Annotated in this window: 12 protein-coding genes and 2 pseudogenes; 9 read left to right on the plus strand and 5 right to left on the minus strand. The window is 71.8% G+C overall.

The annotated features are described in order from the left end of the window. Positions 1-120: 120 nt before the first annotated feature. Positions 121-522 (minus strand): annotated as a pseudogene (locus ACH5A8_RS25570) (hypothetical protein); the annotation flags it as partial. A gap of 123 nt (positions 523-645) precedes the next feature. On the opposite strand from ACH5A8_RS25570, the gene ACH5A8_RS25575 reads away from it, so the two are divergent. From ACH5A8_RS25575 to ACH5A8_RS25590, 4 genes are all read left to right on the plus strand, one after another. Beyond that, a complete protein-coding gene (locus tag ACH5A8_RS25575; RefSeq protein ID WP_399005635.1) occupies positions 646-1,560 on the plus strand; it encodes an NADP-dependent oxidoreductase in 915 nt (304 codons plus the stop codon). A gap of 155 nt (positions 1,561-1,715) precedes the next feature. Then, a complete protein-coding gene (locus tag ACH5A8_RS25580) occupies positions 1,716-2,801 on the plus strand; it encodes an alkene reductase (protein ID WP_399005637.1) in 1,086 nt (361 codons plus the stop codon). An 8-nt stretch (positions 2,802-2,809) separates the two neighbouring features. Then, entirely contained in the window at positions 2,810-3,289 is a 480-nt protein-coding gene (locus ACH5A8_RS25585; protein WP_399005639.1) for a MarR family winged helix-turn-helix transcriptional regulator, read from the plus strand. 953 nt (positions 3,290-4,242) lie between these two features. After that, complete coding sequence (locus ACH5A8_RS25590) at positions 4,243-5,115, plus strand: aldo/keto reductase family oxidoreductase (protein WP_399005641.1); 873 nt, start codon at positions 4,243-4,245, stop codon at positions 5,113-5,115. 515 nt (positions 5,116-5,630) lie between these two features. Here ACH5A8_RS25590 and ACH5A8_RS25595 read toward each other — a convergent pair. Continuing rightward, complete coding sequence (locus ACH5A8_RS25595) at positions 5,631-6,074, minus strand: winged helix-turn-helix transcriptional regulator (protein ID WP_399005643.1); 444 nt, start codon at positions 6,072-6,074, stop codon at positions 5,631-5,633. A gap of 791 nt (positions 6,075-6,865) precedes the next feature. Between ACH5A8_RS25595 and ACH5A8_RS25600 the strand changes: the two are divergent. From ACH5A8_RS25600 to ACH5A8_RS25610, 3 genes and pseudogenes are all read left to right on the plus strand, one after another. Beyond that, positions 6,866-7,792 (plus strand): annotated as a pseudogene (locus ACH5A8_RS25600) (ABC transporter ATP-binding protein); the annotation flags it as partial. Positions 7,793-8,073: 281 nt separating this feature from the next. Beyond that, positions 8,074-9,486: an ABC transporter permease gene (locus tag ACH5A8_RS25605; RefSeq protein WP_399005644.1), complete on the plus strand. Its 1,413-nt coding sequence runs from the start codon at positions 8,074-8,076 to the stop codon at positions 9,484-9,486. Positions 9,487-9,537: 51 nt separating this feature from the next. Then, positions 9,538-12,288, plus strand: a complete 2,751-nt coding sequence (locus tag ACH5A8_RS25610; RefSeq protein ID WP_399005646.1) for an alkaline phosphatase family protein — start codon at positions 9,538-9,540, stop codon at positions 12,286-12,288. Between the two features lie 272 nt (positions 12,289-12,560). Here the strand turns inward: ACH5A8_RS25610 and ACH5A8_RS25615 are convergent, their stop codons facing one another. Then, positions 12,561-13,718, minus strand: a complete 1,158-nt coding sequence (locus tag ACH5A8_RS25615; RefSeq protein WP_399005934.1) for a M23 family metallopeptidase — start codon at positions 13,716-13,718, stop codon at positions 12,561-12,563. A gap of 611 nt (positions 13,719-14,329) precedes the next feature. Between ACH5A8_RS25615 and ACH5A8_RS25620 the strand changes: the two genes are divergently transcribed. Next, positions 14,330-14,878 (plus strand): phosphatase PAP2 family protein, encoded by a 549-nt coding sequence (locus ACH5A8_RS25620; protein WP_399005648.1) that lies wholly within the window; start codon positions 14,330-14,332, stop codon positions 14,876-14,878. A gap of 24 nt (positions 14,879-14,902) precedes the next feature. Further along, positions 14,903-15,040 carry a hypothetical protein gene (locus ACH5A8_RS25625; protein ID WP_399005650.1) on the plus strand — a complete coding sequence of 46 codons (138 nt, stop codon included), beginning with the start codon at positions 14,903-14,905 and terminating at the stop codon, positions 15,038-15,040. Positions 15,041-15,233: 193 nt separating this feature from the next. Here the strand turns inward: ACH5A8_RS25625 and ACH5A8_RS25630 are convergent, their stop codons facing one another. Continuing rightward, on the minus strand, positions 15,234-15,992 hold the full coding sequence (locus ACH5A8_RS25630) for a MerR family transcriptional regulator (protein WP_399005652.1): 759 nt from the start codon (positions 15,990-15,992) through the stop codon (positions 15,234-15,236). A gap of 859 nt (positions 15,993-16,851) precedes the next feature. Further along, positions 16,852-17,562 carry a DUF4232 domain-containing protein gene (locus ACH5A8_RS25635; protein WP_399005654.1) on the minus strand — a complete coding sequence of 237 codons (711 nt, stop codon included), beginning with the start codon at positions 17,560-17,562 and terminating at the stop codon, positions 16,852-16,854. Positions 17,563-17,949: the final 387 nt, after the last annotated feature.

Here is a 17,949-nt window from a genome sequence, read left to right on the forward strand (position 1 = left end):
GCCGCTCCCGGCGGCAGTCGCGTTGAACAGGCTCTGAGGGCAGCTGGGCCTCCGCCCTCACCGCGCCGGCGGGCGGCCATGCGCTCCGGCAGCGCGTCCTTGCGCTGTTCTCGGATCCGCTCAGAGATCGATCAGCTCCTGACGAGGTTCGTTCCGCGGCGGTTCGCCACCACGCCCGGCCGCTGCGGCGCGCGCGAGCAGCGTCCCCGCGACCCCGACGGCAAGCCCGCCGGCCGCCCACCACACCCCCTCGACCGAACCGCACTCACGCGCGGCGGTCGGCGCGCCGCTGACCCCCAGGAAACCATCGTCCGCCAGCCGGTCGTACTCCCGGCGCGGGACGCGATGCCGGCGGATGTCGTCGTCCGGCAGGTCCGGCGCCGGATCGGTGCGCACCCACGGGGTGCCGTCCTCAGCGACGAACAGCTGGTCCTGGCGCAGCATCGCCACGCCCCCGCCGGGCGCCCGCCGGGTCTGCGGCCAGCCCCCGACCCCGGTCAGGCCCCACATCACCGTGAACCGGGGAAGCCCCGCCTCCAGCATCGCCGATCTCAGATACTTGGCTAGCCACCTATTCGGTGTTACGTTTTACGTGTCCGGCCACATATTTGGTCCGGTACCCGGCTTCCGTAGGAGACAGCAGTCATGAAGGCCATCGTTTTCGACACGTTCGGCGGCACCGAGGTCCTGCACGAGGTGGACACCGAAATCCCGCAGCCCGGTCCCGGCCAGGTCCGTGTCCGCGTCCGGGCGGTCGGCGTCAACCCGGTGGACGGGAAGATCCGCTCCGGAACCATGGAGGCCGTCTTCCCCACCCCGTTGCCCGCCGTCCCCGGCGGTGAGATCGCCGGGATCGTCGACGCCCTCGGCCAGGGTGTCGACCGGCTGAAGGTGGGTGACGAGGTGCTGGGCTGGTCCGACACCGGCGCATACGCCCAGTACGCACTGGCCGGCGCGGACCATCTCGCCCTCAAACCGGCCGGCCTCGCCTGGACGCACGCCGTCGCGCTCCCGGTGGCGGGTGACGGCGCCGACCGGGCCCTGGACCTGCTCGACGTCAAGGCCGGCGAGACCGTGCTGATCCACGGCGCCTCCGGGGCGCTCGGCACCATCGCCGTCCAGCTCGCCGTCGCCCGCGGCGCCCGCGTCCTCGGCACCGCCGGCCCCGCCAACCAGGAGTACATGACCTCCCTGGGGGCCACCGCACTCGTCTACGGGGACAACCTGGTGGAGAGGGTCCGCGCCCTCGCCCCGAACGGTGTCGACGCCGTGCTCGACGCCGCCGGCAAGGGCGCACTGGAAGACTCCATCACCCTGCGCGGCGGCACCGACCGGATCGTCACCACGGCCGACTTCCGCGCCCGCGAACTCGGCATCGTCTTCTCCGAAGGACCCCAGCGCCGTTCCGCCGCCCGGCTGGCCGAACTCGCCCGGCAGGCGACCGAGGGCGCACTGGTGACCACGGTCGGCGCGACCCACCCGCTCTCCGACGCGGCCAAGGCGCAGCAGGCCAGCGACGCCGGCCACAGCCGCGGAAAGCTCGTCCTCACCGTCGACTGACCCCCCACGCGGGCGGCCGGCCCTGGCCCAGCGGGCCGGCCGCCCGCTCCGTCGGCGCCGATGCCTGACGCCGTGCCCTCCCGGCCTGCCGCAGCTCCACGCGCCCGAGGCGCATCCATCCAGCCACCGCCCCTCCCTCACCACAGGAGAACCCCATGCCCACCCCCGACACCACTGTCCTCAACCCGCTCTGGAAGCCCGCCCGCGCCGGAGACATCCGACTGCCGCACCGCCTGGTCATGGCGCCGATGACCCGCGACCGGTCCACCCCCGAGGGCGTACCGACCGAACTGAACGCCGAGTACTACGCCCAGCGCGCCTCGACCGCGCTCATCATCACCGAGGGCACCCAGCCCTCCCCCGACGGTCAGGGGTACCTGCTCACGCCCGGCATTCACACCCCCGAGCAGGTGGCCGGCTGGCGCGAGGTCACCGACGCCGTGCACGCCGCCGGTGGCCGGATCGTCGTACAGCTCATGCACACCGGACGCATCGCACACCCCGACAACACCCCGCACGGACGGCTGCCGGTGGCGCCCTCCCCCGTCCAGCCCGCCGGCGTGATCTTCACCGCGGCCGGGCCAAGGGAGATGCCCGAGCCCCGTGCGCTGTCCACCGGCGAAGTGGCCTCGACCGTCGACGACTTCCGCCGCGCCGCCGCGAACGCCGTCGAGGCGGGCGCGGACGGCGTGGAGATCCACGGCGCCAACGGTTACCTCCTCCACCAGTTCCTGTCCGGCAACGCCAACCGGCGCACCGACCGCTACGGCGGTTCCCTCGACGGCCGCATCCGCTTCACCGTCGAGGTCGCCACCGCCGTCGCCGACGAGATCGGCGCCGGACGCACCGGCATCCGTCTGTCGCCCGGCAACCCCTACAACGACATCCGCGAGGAGGACACGCGGGAGCTGTACCCCGCACTGGTCCGCGCCCTCGCCCCGCTGAACCTCGCCTACCTGCACCTGATCCACGCCCGCGACGAGGAACTTCTCGGCACGCTGCGGTCGCTGTGGCCGGGGACGCTCGTACTCAACCGTGCCGGCGCCGACCTGGCTGCCCGCGCCGAGGACATCGCCGACGGCCGGGCCGACGTCGTCAGCGTCGGCACGATGGCGCTGGCCAACCCCGACCTCGTCGACCGGATACGCTCCGGAGCGCCGCTGAACACTCCCGACCCGGCCACCTTCTACGGCGGCGGCGAGAGCGGCTACACCGACTACCCCGTCCACGGCGACGTATGAGGAACACGATGACCGATTCCGCGTTCAGGACCCCCGGCACGGCACGCGAAGGGCGCCTCAGCTACGCCATCTTCCAGCTCGCCCGCGCCCACCGCGGCCACGCCGGCGCCATGCTCCGCGGCATGAACCTGCACCCGGGACAGGAACTGCTGCTGATGCAGCTCTTCGACCGCGACGGCCAGACCCAGTCCGAACTCCTGGAGAGCGTGGGCCTGGACCACTCCACGGTGTCGAAGTCGCTGCGCCGGATGCAGGACGCCGGACTGCTCACCCGGGAGCCGGCCGAACACGATCGGCGGGTCATGGTCGTCCACCTCACCGACAAGGGCCGCGCCATGCGGGAACCCATCGCGGACATGTGGCGCAGCCTGGAGGAGATCTCGGCCCGGAATCTGACGGCAGAGCAGATCGAGGCGTTCACGACGACCGCGTACGCGATCGAGCGGTCCGTCAGGGACCTCGGCGGTCAGTCCCCGTCGGACGCGTAGCCCACCGGGCGCTTTCGGGCTCGTCCGCTTACGCCGAGCACGGGGCGGCCCTGCGCCGTGTGGCGCACCGCGCCGGACACCGGCTCGACCGCCGCCACTTCGGTCGCGCCGGTCGGTGCCGCCTACGGCGCGTCGAAGGCGGCGCCGGAGGCGCTGACCCGCCGGCGGGCGCGGGCGCGTCCCGAGGGCCGGCCCTCCGGCGCCCGGCCCGCAGTGACCCGCGGCCGGGACCGGCCGCGGGTCACTGCGGGCCGCCGCCGACCTCGAACGGCACATGACCTGCGACGGTTTCCTGGGAGCCGGCGCGCTTGCGCGCGACGGTCCGCTGCCGAGTCCACCGGGCACGGTCGTCGACCGGCGAAGGTCGCCGTGATGCGTCACGCCGAAGGGGCGCCGGGGGAGAGCGGGTCCACGTTCGCTCCGCGCCGGCCCGGAGCGAGCAATTCGGCCGAAGGCCGCCAGGATGAGGCCGCTGTGCGGTGGCCGCCGTCAGGAACACGTGTGTCCTTCGGGAAGCCGGCCCCGGGAGAGGGAACCGGCGACGTCAACGCCGCCGGTACGGCAGAAGTTCGCCCCGGCGCTCTCGTTCCGCGCCGCGACGCACTCGGTCACAGGGCCAGATGGGCTACGGCGCCTTCGTAGCGGCCTGCCCGGCCGAAGCTTCCGAGGGACGACGCGCATACGGGTGCGAGGCGGTCAACGGAGCGGGCGTGCGCGTCGGTCGGTCGGCGGCGTTGAGGACGCCCTCCGGCCGGCTACCTGACGTGCTCCTGAGGCCAGACATCCGGTGACGAAGTTCGCCATCTGCGTTCGCATCACATGCCTCACGCACCCCGGAGTGCCTTACCCACTCCTGAGTGGCTTCTTCCTGGCGGGAGGCCGGGTCTCGATCATGGTGCGAGGCGCTCCCGGGCGCCACCACCTCTCGACCCGGCAGGAAAGGGCATCACGCCATGAGCACGTCCCCCGCATCGCTTCCCGGCGGCACCTGGACCCTGGGTGACTTGACCGTCACCCGGGTCGGCTACGGCGCCATGCAGCTGACTGGCCCCTACGTCATGGGCCCGCCCGCCGACCGCGACGGCGCCCTCGCCGTCCTGCGCGAGACCGTCAGCCTCGGTATCACCCACATCGACACCGCCGACGCCTACGGCCCGCACATCACCAACCAGCTGATCCGCGAAGCCCTGCACCCCTACCCCGACTCGCTGCACATCGTGACCAAGGTCGGCGCCCACCGGGACGAGAAGGGAGGCTGGCCCCCCGCCCGCACGCCCGACGACCTGCGCCGGGCCGTCCACCACAACCTGGGCGGGCTCGGCCTCGAGACACTGGACGTCGTCAACCTCCGCCTCGGCGACGCCCAGGGCCCCCGGCCCGGATCCATCGCCGAGGCGTTCGAAACCCTCGTCGAACTCCAGCAGGAGGGCCTGATCCGGCACCTCGGCGTGAGCAACGCGACCGCGGAACAGGTCGCCCAGGCACGCTCGATCGCGCCGATCGTGTGCGTGCAGAACCTGTACAACCTCGCCCACCGCCAGGACGACGACCTGATCGACGAGCTGGCCGAGCAGAACATCGCCTACGTGCCCTTCTTCCCGCTCGGCGGATTCACCCCGCTGCAGTCCTCAGCACTCAGCGCCGTCGCCGGCCGACTGAACGCGACACCGATGTCCGTCGCCCTGACCTGGCTCCTGCGGCGTTCCCCCAACATCCTGCTCATCCCCGGCACCTCCTCCGTCGCCCACCTGCGCGAGAACGTCAGCGGCGCGGATCTCCCCCTCACCGACGACGATCTCGCGGAACTCGACAAGATCGGCCGCTGACACGGCGCCCGAGGACTCGCCCGCCACCACACCGGACGCCCCCCGGGAACCTCCCGGCAGTGCAGCACCGGGCCACCGGCGACAGTGCTCGGCAGCCCCGCCCCGGCAGCCCGACCCCTGCCGCGCCGCCCCGCACGGGCCTGCCCCGCACGGGCCTGCCCGGCAGCGGCCCGCCCGGGCCGGCCGCCACAGGCCGCCGGGGCTCGCCGCCCCCTGTGCGCGGCCCCGAGGACACACCGTCGAACGTCCGGGAAGTGGTGGGGCGGGCGAGTCCCAGGGGAAGCGCAACGGCACGGCGGGGGCGGTCACTCGATCGTCCGCGCTCCAGCCCCGCACGGGCCTTGACCTGGCGGTGGGAAAGGACCGTCAGCCGTCGCCGAACAGCACCCACGCCGCCATGAGCACCAGGAACCCGGCCACTGCGAGGGCCGGAAGACCGAGTACCGGGGCCGGCTGCCGCGTCGTCAACAACCCCGCCAGGAACACAGGAGGGCACCACGCGGCACGATGGTTCCTCAGACGGCGCGGGTGTCGTAGGTCTCCCGGTTGGAGAGCACTTCGTCCATGTGCACCTCGGCCCAGGCCTTGAGGCCACCCATCATCTCGTACAGCGACAGGCCGAGACCGGTCAGCTCGTAGGACACGGTGACGGGCACGGTCGGCACCACGGTGCGGGTCACCAGCCCGTCGCGCTCCAGTGAGCGCAGCGTCTGTGTGAGCATCTTCTGGCTGACGCCCGCCAGCAGGCGCGCCAGCTCCGAGTAGCGCATCGACCGGGGCTCGCCGGAACAGTCGGCGCCCGGCTCGTGCGGGCCGCCGCTTCCGAGTGCGGCCAGGATCAGCGTCACCCACTTGTTGGAGATCCGGTCGAGCAGTTTGCGGCTCGGGCAGGCCGCCACGAAGGCGTCGTAGTCCAGCTTGGCCCGCGCTCTCTGCTGCGCCGCCGTCATCGTCACCATCTGTCGCTCCTCACTCTGGTGGGCCTCCTCGGCCCCCGCGAAGTGCTCTCTTCCTGTCAGGAAGCTGCTTCCCGATGATGGGGCAAGGCGCTTGCAGGAACCACCTCCGACTCGGTGGGACGAGGAGAGGTGAGGGGCGCGTGCCCCGCGGGTCACCGGGGAGCATGGTGCAGACCGCCCTCATGCCCGGCATCTGTCGGACATGTCTTCTCCCGGTGAGGACGACGGTTCCAGCCGCATCCTCGGAACGTCCGCCGCACGGCCCCGTTGTCCTGGCGAGTCGTCCCCTCGATCCGTCGCGCCCCAGGGGACTCGGTGAACAGGTACCGCGTGAGCCAGGCGCGAGCGTGAGAGCCCACACCCGTGCCTCGGTGACGCGAGGGGACCTGACGTCGGGCAAGGGAGTGTCGTCAGCCAGGTCCATGAGCCTGTCAGGCCGGCGATATCGCCGTCCACAAGGATCCGGAAGGTGCGAGTCCCCTCGCCGTCGGACACACCCTCCGCAGCCCACTCGTTCACCTTGTCCGTGCTGACGGTGCGTAAGGCGTGGGACGGCCGGGTGTCCGCGCCAGGAAGCGCACCAGCGCGTCGACTTCGGATGCGACGAAGGGCCGGTAGGTGATCTCCAGGATCTCACTCTTCACTCCCGGAAACGCGACGGCGAGACCATCACCGGCGCCGCCGAGCGCACTCCCCTTTGGGATTCCGTTCCCTGAGCGTTCAACCGGTGCTCCCTGTCAGGGTCGTGTGTGCTCCCTAGGGTCCATGAGGCTCTCCGAAAGAAGGGGCTCATGGACTCACAGCTCGCCGTCCGGGCGCGCGGCATCACGAAGTGCTTCGGCGACGTCGTCGCGCTCGACGGCGTCGACCTGGACGTGGCTCAGGGCCGCATCCACGGCCTGGTCGGTCCGAACGGCGCCGGCAAGACGACGCTGCTCGGCCTCCTCCTCGGCCTGGCCGTGGCCGACAGCGGAAGCCTGGAGATCCTCGGCGCGCCGGTGGGCCGGGCGTTCGAGGCCCCGGGCGGCGTCGCCGGGTTCGTGGACGGGCCCGGGCTGTACCCCTCGCTGACCGCCCGGCAGAACCTGGCCGCGCTCGCCGCTCTGCGGGGCGACGACACGGCCTCGGCGGGGATCGACGACGCGCTCGAACAGGTCGGGCTCACGGACGTCGCCGACGACCGCACCCGTGGCTTCTCCCTGGGCATGCGCCAACGGCTCGGCCTCGCCGCCGCGCTGCTCGCGAGGCCGCGGCTGCTCGTCCTGGACGAACCCGCCAACGGGCTCGACCCGGCCGGGAAGAAGCACGTCCACGGCGTCCTCACCCGGCTCGCGCGGGAGGGGACGGGCGTGGTGCTCTCCAGCCACCGCATGGACGACCTGGAGGCCCTGTGCTCCGAGGTCACCATCCTCGCGACCGGACAGACCGTCTTCTGCGGACCGCTGGGCGACCTGGCCTGCGAGAACCGCGAACTCGACTACCGGCTCCTCACGTCCGACCCGGAGCGCGCCCGCGCACTGGCCGCCGGCGCGCCGGGGATCCGACTGGCCGACGACACCGGGGGCCACGGGAACGGGGAGGCTCTGGTGCTGCGTGCGCAGGAGGCCGCCCTCGACGACCTGGTGGTACGGCTCGTCCACGAGGGCATCGCCCTGCGCGGACTGGCCCCCGTGGTCTCCCCGTTGGAGGCGGCGTTCCTGACCCTCACCCGACAACGGCCCACCGAGCCGCAGCAGCGGGACGACGCGGACGCCCGGCGGGGCCATGACGCCGAGACACCTCGCCACGACGCCGACGCCGACGCCGACGCCCGGCAGTCGATCGGCGCCCGGCACCCCGGCGAGACGGACGCTGGGCGGCAGAGTGAGGCGGAGGTCCCGCAGAGGACCGGCTCCGCGCCACCGTGCGACGCGGTCGCCCCACAGAGGACCGGCTCCGCGCCGCAGCGTGAGGCAGTCGCATCCCGGAAGACCGACGTCCAGCGGCAGGAGGCCGGTCGATGACCGCTACCGCGAGCCCGACCGAGCACCCGGCCGCGGGCCGCGCCCTCACCGCCGTACCTCCTGCGCACAGCCCCGCGTCAGGCCGTGTGACGGTTGCCCGGAGCTACCGCTTCGAAGTCGTCAAGCTCCTCTCCCAGTGGCGTGTCCGCCTGCTGCTCCTCGCCTGCTGGGTCGCGCCCGCGCTCTTCGTGGCCGGGGTGAGCGCGCAGAGCACGCTGCCCACGGACACCCTGTTCGGGCGCTGGATGCACGCCACCGGGTGGGCCGGGCCGCTGGTGACGCTCGGTTTCGCCGGCACCTGGGCGCTGCCGCTGCTCACCTCCGTCGTCGCCGGGGACGTGTTCGCCTCGGAGGACCGGCTCGGCACCTGGCGCCACCTGCTCGTCGCCGTGCGCTCGCCCCGGCGGATCTTCGCGGCGAAGGCCTCGGCCGGCCTCACCGTCGTCCTCCTGCTCGTGGCCGGGCTGGCCGCCTCCAGCACGGCCGGCGGCCTGCTGGCCATCGGTGACCAGCCGCTGGTCGGCCTCGACGGGCACCTGCTCGCGCCGGGGAACGCCGCCCGCACGGTCCTGCTCGCGTGGATCTGCGTACTCGCCCCCACTTTGGCCCTCGCCGGAATCGGGTTCCTCGGGTCGGTTGTCCTCGGGCGCTCCCCGATGGGGCTGCTGCTGCCCGCACTCGTCGCGCTGGCGATGCAACTCGCCCAGATGCTGCCGTTGCCGGTCGCTGTGCGCCTGGCCCTGCCCGGCGACGCGTTCCTCACCTGGAACGGCCTGTTCACCGCCCCGGCGCAGCTCACCCCGCTCCTCATCGGCATCGTTGTCAGTCTCCTGTGGGCCGTGACCGCGACGGCGCTGGCGTACGTCCTCTTCCTGCGGCGCGACTTCACCAACCCCGCCGACGACGTCTCGGCGCGCCGTGCGGTCACCACGGCCGCACTGCCGCTCGCCGCGCTGCTCGGCGTGACGGTCGCGGTCGTGGCGGGGACGACCACGGCCGCGGGCTCCGGGATCGAGCAGGCGAAGGTGGAAGGCGCGCTCGCCACCGAGTTCGCGCACCTGTACCGCTTGCAGACCGGACAGCTCCGCCGGCCCGCCGTCACCGAGGTGCAGTTGAGGACCTCGGCGGCGTGTGCCAAGGGGGGCGTCCAGGACGACGCCCGGGGCCCGGGCAACGACTGGCGGTGCGTCGTCTCCTGGCACCTGCCGGGCGTCACGGCCACCGGGTCGGCCGTCTATCAGCTCGACATCACGGCGGACGGACGGTTCGTCGCGGACGGCGACGGACCGAAGGAGGTCAACGGCTACTTCCTGGTGCGTACTTCGGCGGGAGACGCACCGAACCCGCTGTGGCAGTTCGACGGCGACGTCGACCTGCTCTCCGCTTCCCCGAACTCCCCGACCCCCTGAATCTCCTCTCCGGCCACCCCCCTCAGCTCTCCGGATTCCCTAAGGAATGACATGCAGACAGCACGCCGCCGCCGGCAGGCCGAGAAGAAGCACTACGACCTGCTGGGCAGACGAGTCAGCCGCCGGGCCACGCTGGTCACGGCCTGCATCACCACGGCCGCCCTGGCCACCGGCACCGCCGTCGCCGAGACCCGCCAGTTCGGCACCGACCAGGTCGGCGAGGTCACCGACCGGGGCCAGGTCGTCTCCGCCGACCAGTACATCGCCCCGTACGGCGACCGCCTCGTCATCGACGACGGCAAGATCATGTCGTCGACGGTCAGCCCCGACGGCGGTCACCTCGCCGCCTCGGTCGCCGACGGCGACGCCTCGCTGGTCGTCGTGGACCTCACGACCGGCCGGATCAAGCAGCGCGTCGGCACCAACGCCGCCGACGACCTGCGCATCGGCAGCAACGCCGTCGGCCAGGAGGGGCCCGCCTACTCGCCCGACGGCAAGCAGCTCTGGCTGGGCCAGCTCGACGGCTACACCAAGTTCACCGTGAACGCGGACGGAACCCTCGCCGACCCGGTGACCGTCAAGATCCCCGCCGACGGCAGCAAGCAGGCCCTGGCCGCCGCGGCCGTGTTCTCCGCCGACGGCTCCACCGTGTACGCCGCGGTCAACGGTCAGAACCGGGTGGTCGCGATCGACGCGGCGACCGGCGCCGTCAAGCAGAACTGGGCGGTGGGCAACGCCCCGCGCGGCATGGCCCGCGTCGGCGACAAGCTCTACGTCAGCAACGAGGGCGGCCGGCCCGCGAAGGCGGGCGACTCCACGCTCAACTCCTACGGCACCCAGGTGCCGGCCGACCCGAAGACCGGCGCCGCCACCACCGGCACGGTCAGCGTCATCGACCTGGCCTCCCCCTCCGCAGCCGTTCGGACCATCGACGTCGGCCTGCACCCGACCGCCGTGTACGCCCGGCGGGGCGCGGTGTTCGTCACCAACACCGCCGACAACGACGTGTCGGTCATCGACACCGCCAAGGACAAGGTCGTCCAGACCATCTCCACCCAGCCGTGGCCGGAGGCTTCCGTCGGCTACGAGCCCGACGCGGTGACCCTCACCGACGACGGCCGCCTGCTGGTGACGCTCGGCCGCGCCAACGCCGTCGCCGTCTACCGCTACACCTCCCCGCAGGAGCCGGTCGGTTACGTCGGCCTCCTCCCGACGGACTACTTCCCCGCCGAGATCGCCACCGTGGGCAGGAAGGTCGTCGTCTCCAACACCCGCGGCATCGACGCGCGCCGCCCCGCCGCCACCGGCCACGGCACCCACGACACGACCTCCAGCCTGACGCAGTTCACCCTGCCCGGCGACCGTGCCATCCGCTCCCAGACCGCCAAGGTGTTCCAGCAGAACGGCTGGAGCGCCCACGCGGTCCGGTCGGCCGAGGGACACGGCAAGGCCAAGCCGCAGCCGGTCCCGACGCGCATCGGCGACCCGTCGACGATCAAGCACGTCTTCCTGATCGTCAAGGAGAACCGCACCTACGACCAGATCCTCGGCGACGTCCCCGAGGGCAACGGCGACCCGTCGCTGACGCAGTTCGGCGAGAACGTGACGCCGAACCAGCACGCGCTGGCGAAGCAGTTCGGGCTCTACGACAACACCTACGACATCGGCACCAACTCCGCCGAGGGCCACAACTGGCTCATGCAGGCCGACAACCCCGAGTACACCGAGTCCTCGGCCGGCGAGTACAAGCGCAGCTACGACACCGAGGACGACGCCCTCGGCCACCAGAAGACCGGCTTCCTGTGGACGGGCGCGCAGGCGGCCGGCAAGAGCGTGCGGGACTTCGGCGAGTTCCAGCAGTTCCTGACCAAGCCGTCCGGCGCGAGCTGGCAGAACCTGTACTGCGACGCCAAGAACATGGACGCGACCGGCCAGGCCACCGCGTACCCGCTGAACTCCTCGTCGCCGATCCCGTCGCTCAACGACGTCTCGGTGCCCGGCTTCCCGAAGTTCGACACCAGTGTCCCGGACCTGTATCGGTACGAGATCTGGAAGCAGGACTTCGAGAAGAACGGTCCGGCGAACCTGAACATGTTCTGGCTCTCCAGCGACCACACCGGCGGCCCGGCCGGCCCGGCCGCCCAGGTCGCCGACAACGACCTCGCCACCGGCAGGATCATCGACGAGATCTCGCACAGCAGGTACTGGAAGGACTCGGCGATCTTCGTCGTCGAGGACGACTCCCAGGCCGGTCTCGACCACGTCGACGGCCACCGCGCCCCGGTCCAGATCATCAGCCCCTGGGCGCAGCACGGCACCGTCGACAGCCACTACTACTCGCAGATCACGATGATCCGCACCATCGAGCAGATCCTCGGGATCCACCCGATGAACCAGAAGGACAGCGCGGCCACCCCCATGCGGGGCGCGTTCACCCGCCGGCCCGACTACGCGCCGTTCACCGCCCTGCCCAACCGCACCTCGCTGACCGACGGTTTGAAGACCCCGCCGTCCTGCGGTGTGGACGTCCCCGCCGCGCAGGACCCGAAGGCGGCGGTCGTTCCGCCCACGAAGGTGCCGGCGGACAAGAAGTCCCTCGCCGCCGCGTGGGACGCCTGGAAGACCGAGCAGCGCCTGACCGGCCCGCACGCCGTCCCCGACTACGCCAACCCGGCCCAGATGAACCACCTCACCTGGTACCAGACGCACAACTGGGCCCGTCCGTACCCCGGCGAGAAGAAGATCTACGCCCCGAACGACGTGCCCGGCGCGTTCATCCCCTCGGCGGAGTCCGACGGCTGACGTACACCCCACCCGTGCCCCTGGCGGACTCGGCGACCGCCAGGGCTTTCTCCGGGCGGACCATCGCCCGGTCATGGCCACCTCGGTCACGGGAACGACCTCGTCGTCGGCGCCGGCCCGGCGGCGCCTTTCCCGGTCGTCGGTCCAGGAGCTGGGCAGACACGGACGCCGGTCGATCAGCGTCGCCCGCGGCCGGTTGGTCACACATCGGCGCGCGACCGTGCGGCGGTCCAGGGGTGTGCCCTCGCGCTGCGGCTGCCGCCGGACCCCGCTCAGCCGCCGTCGGTGAGCCAGGGCACCGGGTCCGTGTACTGGCCGTCGAGAAGAACCTCGAAGTGGAGATGCGGGCCGGTGGACAGACCCGTCGATCCGACGAGTCCGACGGGGTCACCGGTGCTCACGTTCTGGCCGGCGCTCACCTGGAGGACGGACAGATGGCTGTAGGTGGTCTGCAGCCGCTTCCCGCCGATCGTGCCGTGGTCGATCACCACCCGGTAACCGTAGGCCGAGGTCATGCCGGAGAACTCCACCCGTCCCTCCCGCGCCGCGGACACCTGGGCCCCTCGCGGCGCACCGAAGTCGACGCCTGTATGGAGCTTGGTGACCTTGGTCAGCGGGTGTGTGCGTGAACCGAACGGCGAGGTGACCGTGAGCGTGGTGACGGGCGGCCTCAACAGCGCGCCGGAGATCCGGCCGCTGTCCTGATCGGGATTCTGCCGGACCAAGGCGTCGTAACGCGGCAGCCGCTTCTTGACCTCCGAGACGAAGGCGCGGGCCGGGACGGGGACCTTGCCGGCCTTGCTCACCTCGTCCACCCCGGCCGTGTACGCGGCGAGCGTGAGGTCGGCGACGTCGCCGTTGACGACGCCCTTCGTCCGCAGTGCGGTCACCTTCTGCGCCAAGGAGCAGTCCCGCCGCCCCAGCGCCATGATCGCGTCCACCGTGTCATGCGGCGAGGAGCTGCCGTTGCCGTCGTCGTCCCTGCCCCAGATTCTCCAGTCGGCCTCCGTGAAACGGGCGATGCCCCGCTCGGAGAGGCTCGCGCTGTCGTCCTGCCACTCGGAGAGCTGATCGATGTGCGCGGCGAGGAGTGCGGGCGTGACGCCGGCGCAGTGGGCGGTCGCCCTGCGCAGCCAGGGCACGTAGGAGGCGTCCACGTTGCTGACGTCCGACTGGCCCGGCTTCGGGTCCGGTGTCGACTCCGTGCCGAGGCCGCCGGTCAGGGTGAGGAAAGCGACGACCCCGGTGAACGTCACCAGTCCGGGCAGCACGATGAGGGCGAAGGGACCTGGGCCCCGCCGACGGCGCGCGGGTTCGCGAACACCGCGTTCCCCAGCAGGCGCCGAGTCCTTCACCGGTGGAGGCGCGGCCTCAGCGGCGGCCGGCTCCGTCGCGGCGGGGTAAGTCGTGTGCTCCCAGTCCTTGGTCACCTGCTGGGCCGTTTCCATGAGGATGCCACAGCGAATCGTGATGCAGGCGGGATGTATCGGCTCACAGTCTGACGCTAACGGGCCGTTGACATGCTGTCACCGGCCACAAGGACATGGTGGACTGCCCTGTGAGGCACAGAGGATGCCCGCGCGGCAGCGGCCCGCGATCCCGCTTCCGCGCCGGCGGCATCGGCAGCGTGCCTCAGGTCGGAGAGCCGGCTGCCCACGGGAAGCGGCGGCCCGACGAACGCGCCACGCGTCAGGCTGGTCCGCACGACAGCGAGATCGGTGTCTCGCAGGACGAAAGATCCGACGCGATCCTGTGCGAGCGCCGGACCAGCCGATGACGACACCTCAGCGGTCGACCAGCGCGACGCCACCTGGACCGGCGCAGCACCCACGGCCTCGTCGCCTGTGTGTGACGGGGGTGCCTGGCAGCATTGCGCGATGGCCTGTTGCAGGCGTTCGTGCGCGGCCGGAGACGTCCGATGCCTCAGGCTGAGTAGGAGCCTCCTCGAAGTGGTTCTGTGTGATGATCCACTGCGGGAGCCTCCTCGCAGGACCTGGGCCCGCACGCGCGTGATCTGGTGAGCGCGGGATACCAGCAGGTCATGAGGTTGCCGACCACTGTGCGCGAGATGGACTGCCGTCTGACCAAGCGGATGGCCTCCCGGCGGGAGCCCGGGCTTCACCACACGCTGTCGGCGGTGGAGGAAATGGCCGAAGGCACCAAGTTGTGGTGGGGTGCCGCCGCGGTGATGGTCTGGGCCGGCGGTTGGAAGGGCCGTAAGGCGGCGGTGGCCGGCCTGACGGCTCTCACCTTGGCGCAGCTGGTGTCCAACGGCGTGTGCAAGCAGGTGAGTGACCGTCCGCGGCCGCCCAAGGAATGGATCCCTCACGACGAGGTCGAGGACCGGCCCGATTCCTCGTCGTTCCCGTCCGGGCACACCGCGGCGGCGGTGGCCTTCGCCGCAGCGGTCGCCCCGTCGTGGCCCCTGGCCGGGGCGGTCTGCGCGGTGCCGGCCGCCCTGGTGTCCGTGGAGCGGGTACAGTCCGGCGCCCACTACCCCAGCGACGTCGCCGCCGGTGCCGCCATCGGCCTAGTCAGCGCCTGGCTGGCCAGGCGCCTTCCGCAGCAGGTACTGCGCAGATGGCGCTGACACGAGCGCGACGACCCCCTGCGGATGCCCGGGAAGGTGGTGGAGATGCTGCCCGACGGCACCGAGGTGAAGCCGGGCACTGCGCTCGACGACACCCGCCGTCGCTCGGCCGCCCCGAGCAACGAGCAGCGCGCGGCGTGGACTGCGCTCGGCATACGCTGACGGCTGATACGCCGGCCAGGGCGGCCCGGTCGTGTGGTGACCGTCTCGCCCGCTGCCCGGGCCGTCTGTGCCAGCTCCAGCAGTGATGGACCAGGTGACCGTGGTCGGCCCTCGGGTTCGAACATGGCCGGCCACCGTGCCACAGGGCAACCGCCATCGCGGGCCTGTCCCGAGATGGCGGTCGCGCCGGTGTTCAGTTCAGCCGGGTGGTGGCGTAGACCTCGATGGCGTCGCGCTGGTATGCGGCCAGACCCGGGGCGATCGCTTCGTACGCGGCGCGCCAGGCGTCGTTGTCCACGCAGGAGCGGCCCATGGCCCGGTACTCGTCGACGGTCACGGCGCGCAGCGCGGTCAGGGTCTGGTACTGGGCGTCGATCTCGGACTGCACCGGCTCGGCGTCGACAGGGTGTTCGGCGGCCATGAGTTCGGCCAGCCGGACCATCTGTGCCGTGCGCTCGCGCTGCCCGGCCTCGACGTCCTGCGGGCTCATCCGGGCGACCCGGCGGGCTACCGCTTGGGCGTGCTCGGGGAAGTCGCGCAGGGTCTCCTGGTACTGGGCGGGCGTCACTCCCTCGAACAGGTTCTCCGGTCGGTTGATGGTCATGGGTCTGCCGTCCTTCCTGGACTGTTCCAGTTCGGCGATCGTGCGCGAGACGGTGCCGGCCAGGGCGTCGAGGCGGTCGCGTTCGGCGAGCAGCCGCCGGTGGTGGCCGCGCAGCGCTTCCACCTCGTCGACCTGCTCGGCCAGGACCCGGCCGATCTCGGGCAGCCCCAGGCCCAGGGCCCGAAGGACGAGGATCTGCTGCAGCCGCAGCAGCTGGAGCTCCTCGTAGTAGCGGTGGCCGTTGGTGCCGACTCGGGCCGGCGGGAGCAGGCCGATCTCGTCGTAGTGGCGCAGGGTCCGGGCAGTCACGCCGGACATCCGTGCGACCTCCGCAATCGGCCAGTCCATCACCGTCTCCCTCGCACATGTGTCGCCGGGCCGGTTACTCCGGCCCTGTCCAGGACGGTAGAAGCTGCCGCAACGGCAACTTCAACCCCGAGGCCGATGCCCTCGCTGCCGAACAGGCACGGTCTCCACCCCGAGCGGAACGGACTCCGCCCGCCGCTCATGAGCATGCGAACCCTGGCCAGAACCCCCAGTGCCTCATGAACTCTCCTGGAAACGCACCTGTCCACCGACAAAGCGGGGAGGTGCGGCAGGCCGACGTCTCGAGGCTGCTGGAGGTGCTGGCCGTCCTGAGCGGGGACTGGTGGGCGGCATGCCGAGCCCGCACCTGCAAGAACTCAGGGAGCGGATCCGGATCGACGGGTACCCGTTGCACGCGGCGAGTACGCCGCGGCGTTCGCGGAGGTCTGGCAGGCGATTGAGCGGCATGCTCCGCCCGTCCTGGCGAACAGCGGTCGTCGGACAAGGCAGCGGCCGGCGCTGTGCCGGCACCCATCAGGGCTCACGGGTTCCGGCTGGAGGAGCGTCGGCGCGCACACATTTCGCCGTGCTCGTACACGCGCGGCACGCGCGGCACGCCATGAGCCGCTTCCCCGTGGGGCTCGCCCCCGCGCTGCCCGGCTGCGGCGGACCCGCGCCGCCTCACGGCCCGCAGGAGGCCCGTATGGCGGCGCACGGTCAGGCCGTCGGGAGAGGACACTGTTCGCGACCGCGGGACGGCTCGGTGGGGCACAGGGTTCGCTACGTCCAGCCACCGCCCGAGGTGGACGAAGTCGTCTCGGTGGTCTGCGAGCTGCCCCGCACGCCCAGTTGACGGGAGCCGCTAGAACGTGGACGCGCCGGAATGCGGTGGCACGTGTCGTCAGAAGTCATAGGGCTTCGTGGTGTTCCAGTTCAGCACGTCGGCCTCGTTCCAGCTGAACTGCTGCTTCTGGCCCTTCATGACGACGGAGTAGAAGGGGCCGTGACGACCGTCCGCGGCGCGCAGCGCGAGGGCGAGCGACCGCGCCGTACGGTGGTTCGAGCCGTAGTCGAAGAGGTTCACCGCGCTGTAGACCTTGGCTCCGGGCCGGAGGGTGATCTGCTTGCCGCCGCCCGGGTTGTCCTTCTTCGAGTGCGGCAGTGCGGCGTCGTCGACGTTCGAGTCGAGTACCACGGCCGGGTACGAGGTGACCCAGCAGGGCTTGGCGCCCTCGTTCACCGCCGTGATCAGCAGGTGGTCGCCCTGCTGACCGGCGAACCGGTGCACCGCGGTGACCAGCAGTTCGTCGCCACGGCACTGCTGGGCGCCGGCGGTCGTGTTCCCGCTCCCGACGCTCTTCGTCCCGCCCAAGGCGGTCGCCGGGCGCACCCCCCGCTGGGGGGCGCCGGCGCTGTCGGACCGCTGCGGGCTGCCCTTGCCGTTCCCGTCGGACGCGGCCCGGCTCTGGGCATTGCCGACGGTCTGGTCTGCGCCCGCCGCCTTCGAGCCGCCGTCGGTGCCGCCGCAGGCGGTCAGGCCCAGGGCCAGCGCGGCGGTGACGGCGGTCAGCGTCACGGAACGGGCGGTACGCTGCGCACGGTGCGTGGTCATGATGACGTTCCCCCATGGTCTGTGAGACGCGGCGCCTCCCTGCTCCGCAGGGCGACTGGCCGCATCGGCTGTTGTCGCTACACCCCATGAGATGACACCGGGGTGAGCGTCGTTCACTCCGGTCTGTCCGCATTCGGTAACAAGGCGACCAGGCGCGGACGCGGCCCACCCACCCCGCAGGGCTGCGCGTTCGGCGTCTTCTTTCCGGCGGTGATCATCCTGAGCATGGCCTGGGCCGTGCTGTTCTCGGGCGTGATCCCGTGGACCTCGTCGCCGTCGACGGTGACGGGCTCGGCGTCCCGGGTGAGCAGGGCCCGTTCGTGGGTGTGGAGGTAGGCGCTCTGAATGCGGACGCGGTCGGGAGCCGCGGCGGGAACACGCTTACGA

The sequence above is a fragment of the Streptomyces sp. NPDC018610 genome (genome assembly GCF_044391765.1).
Taxonomy (GTDB): domain Bacteria; phylum Actinomycetota; class Actinomycetes; order Streptomycetales; family Streptomycetaceae; genus Streptomyces.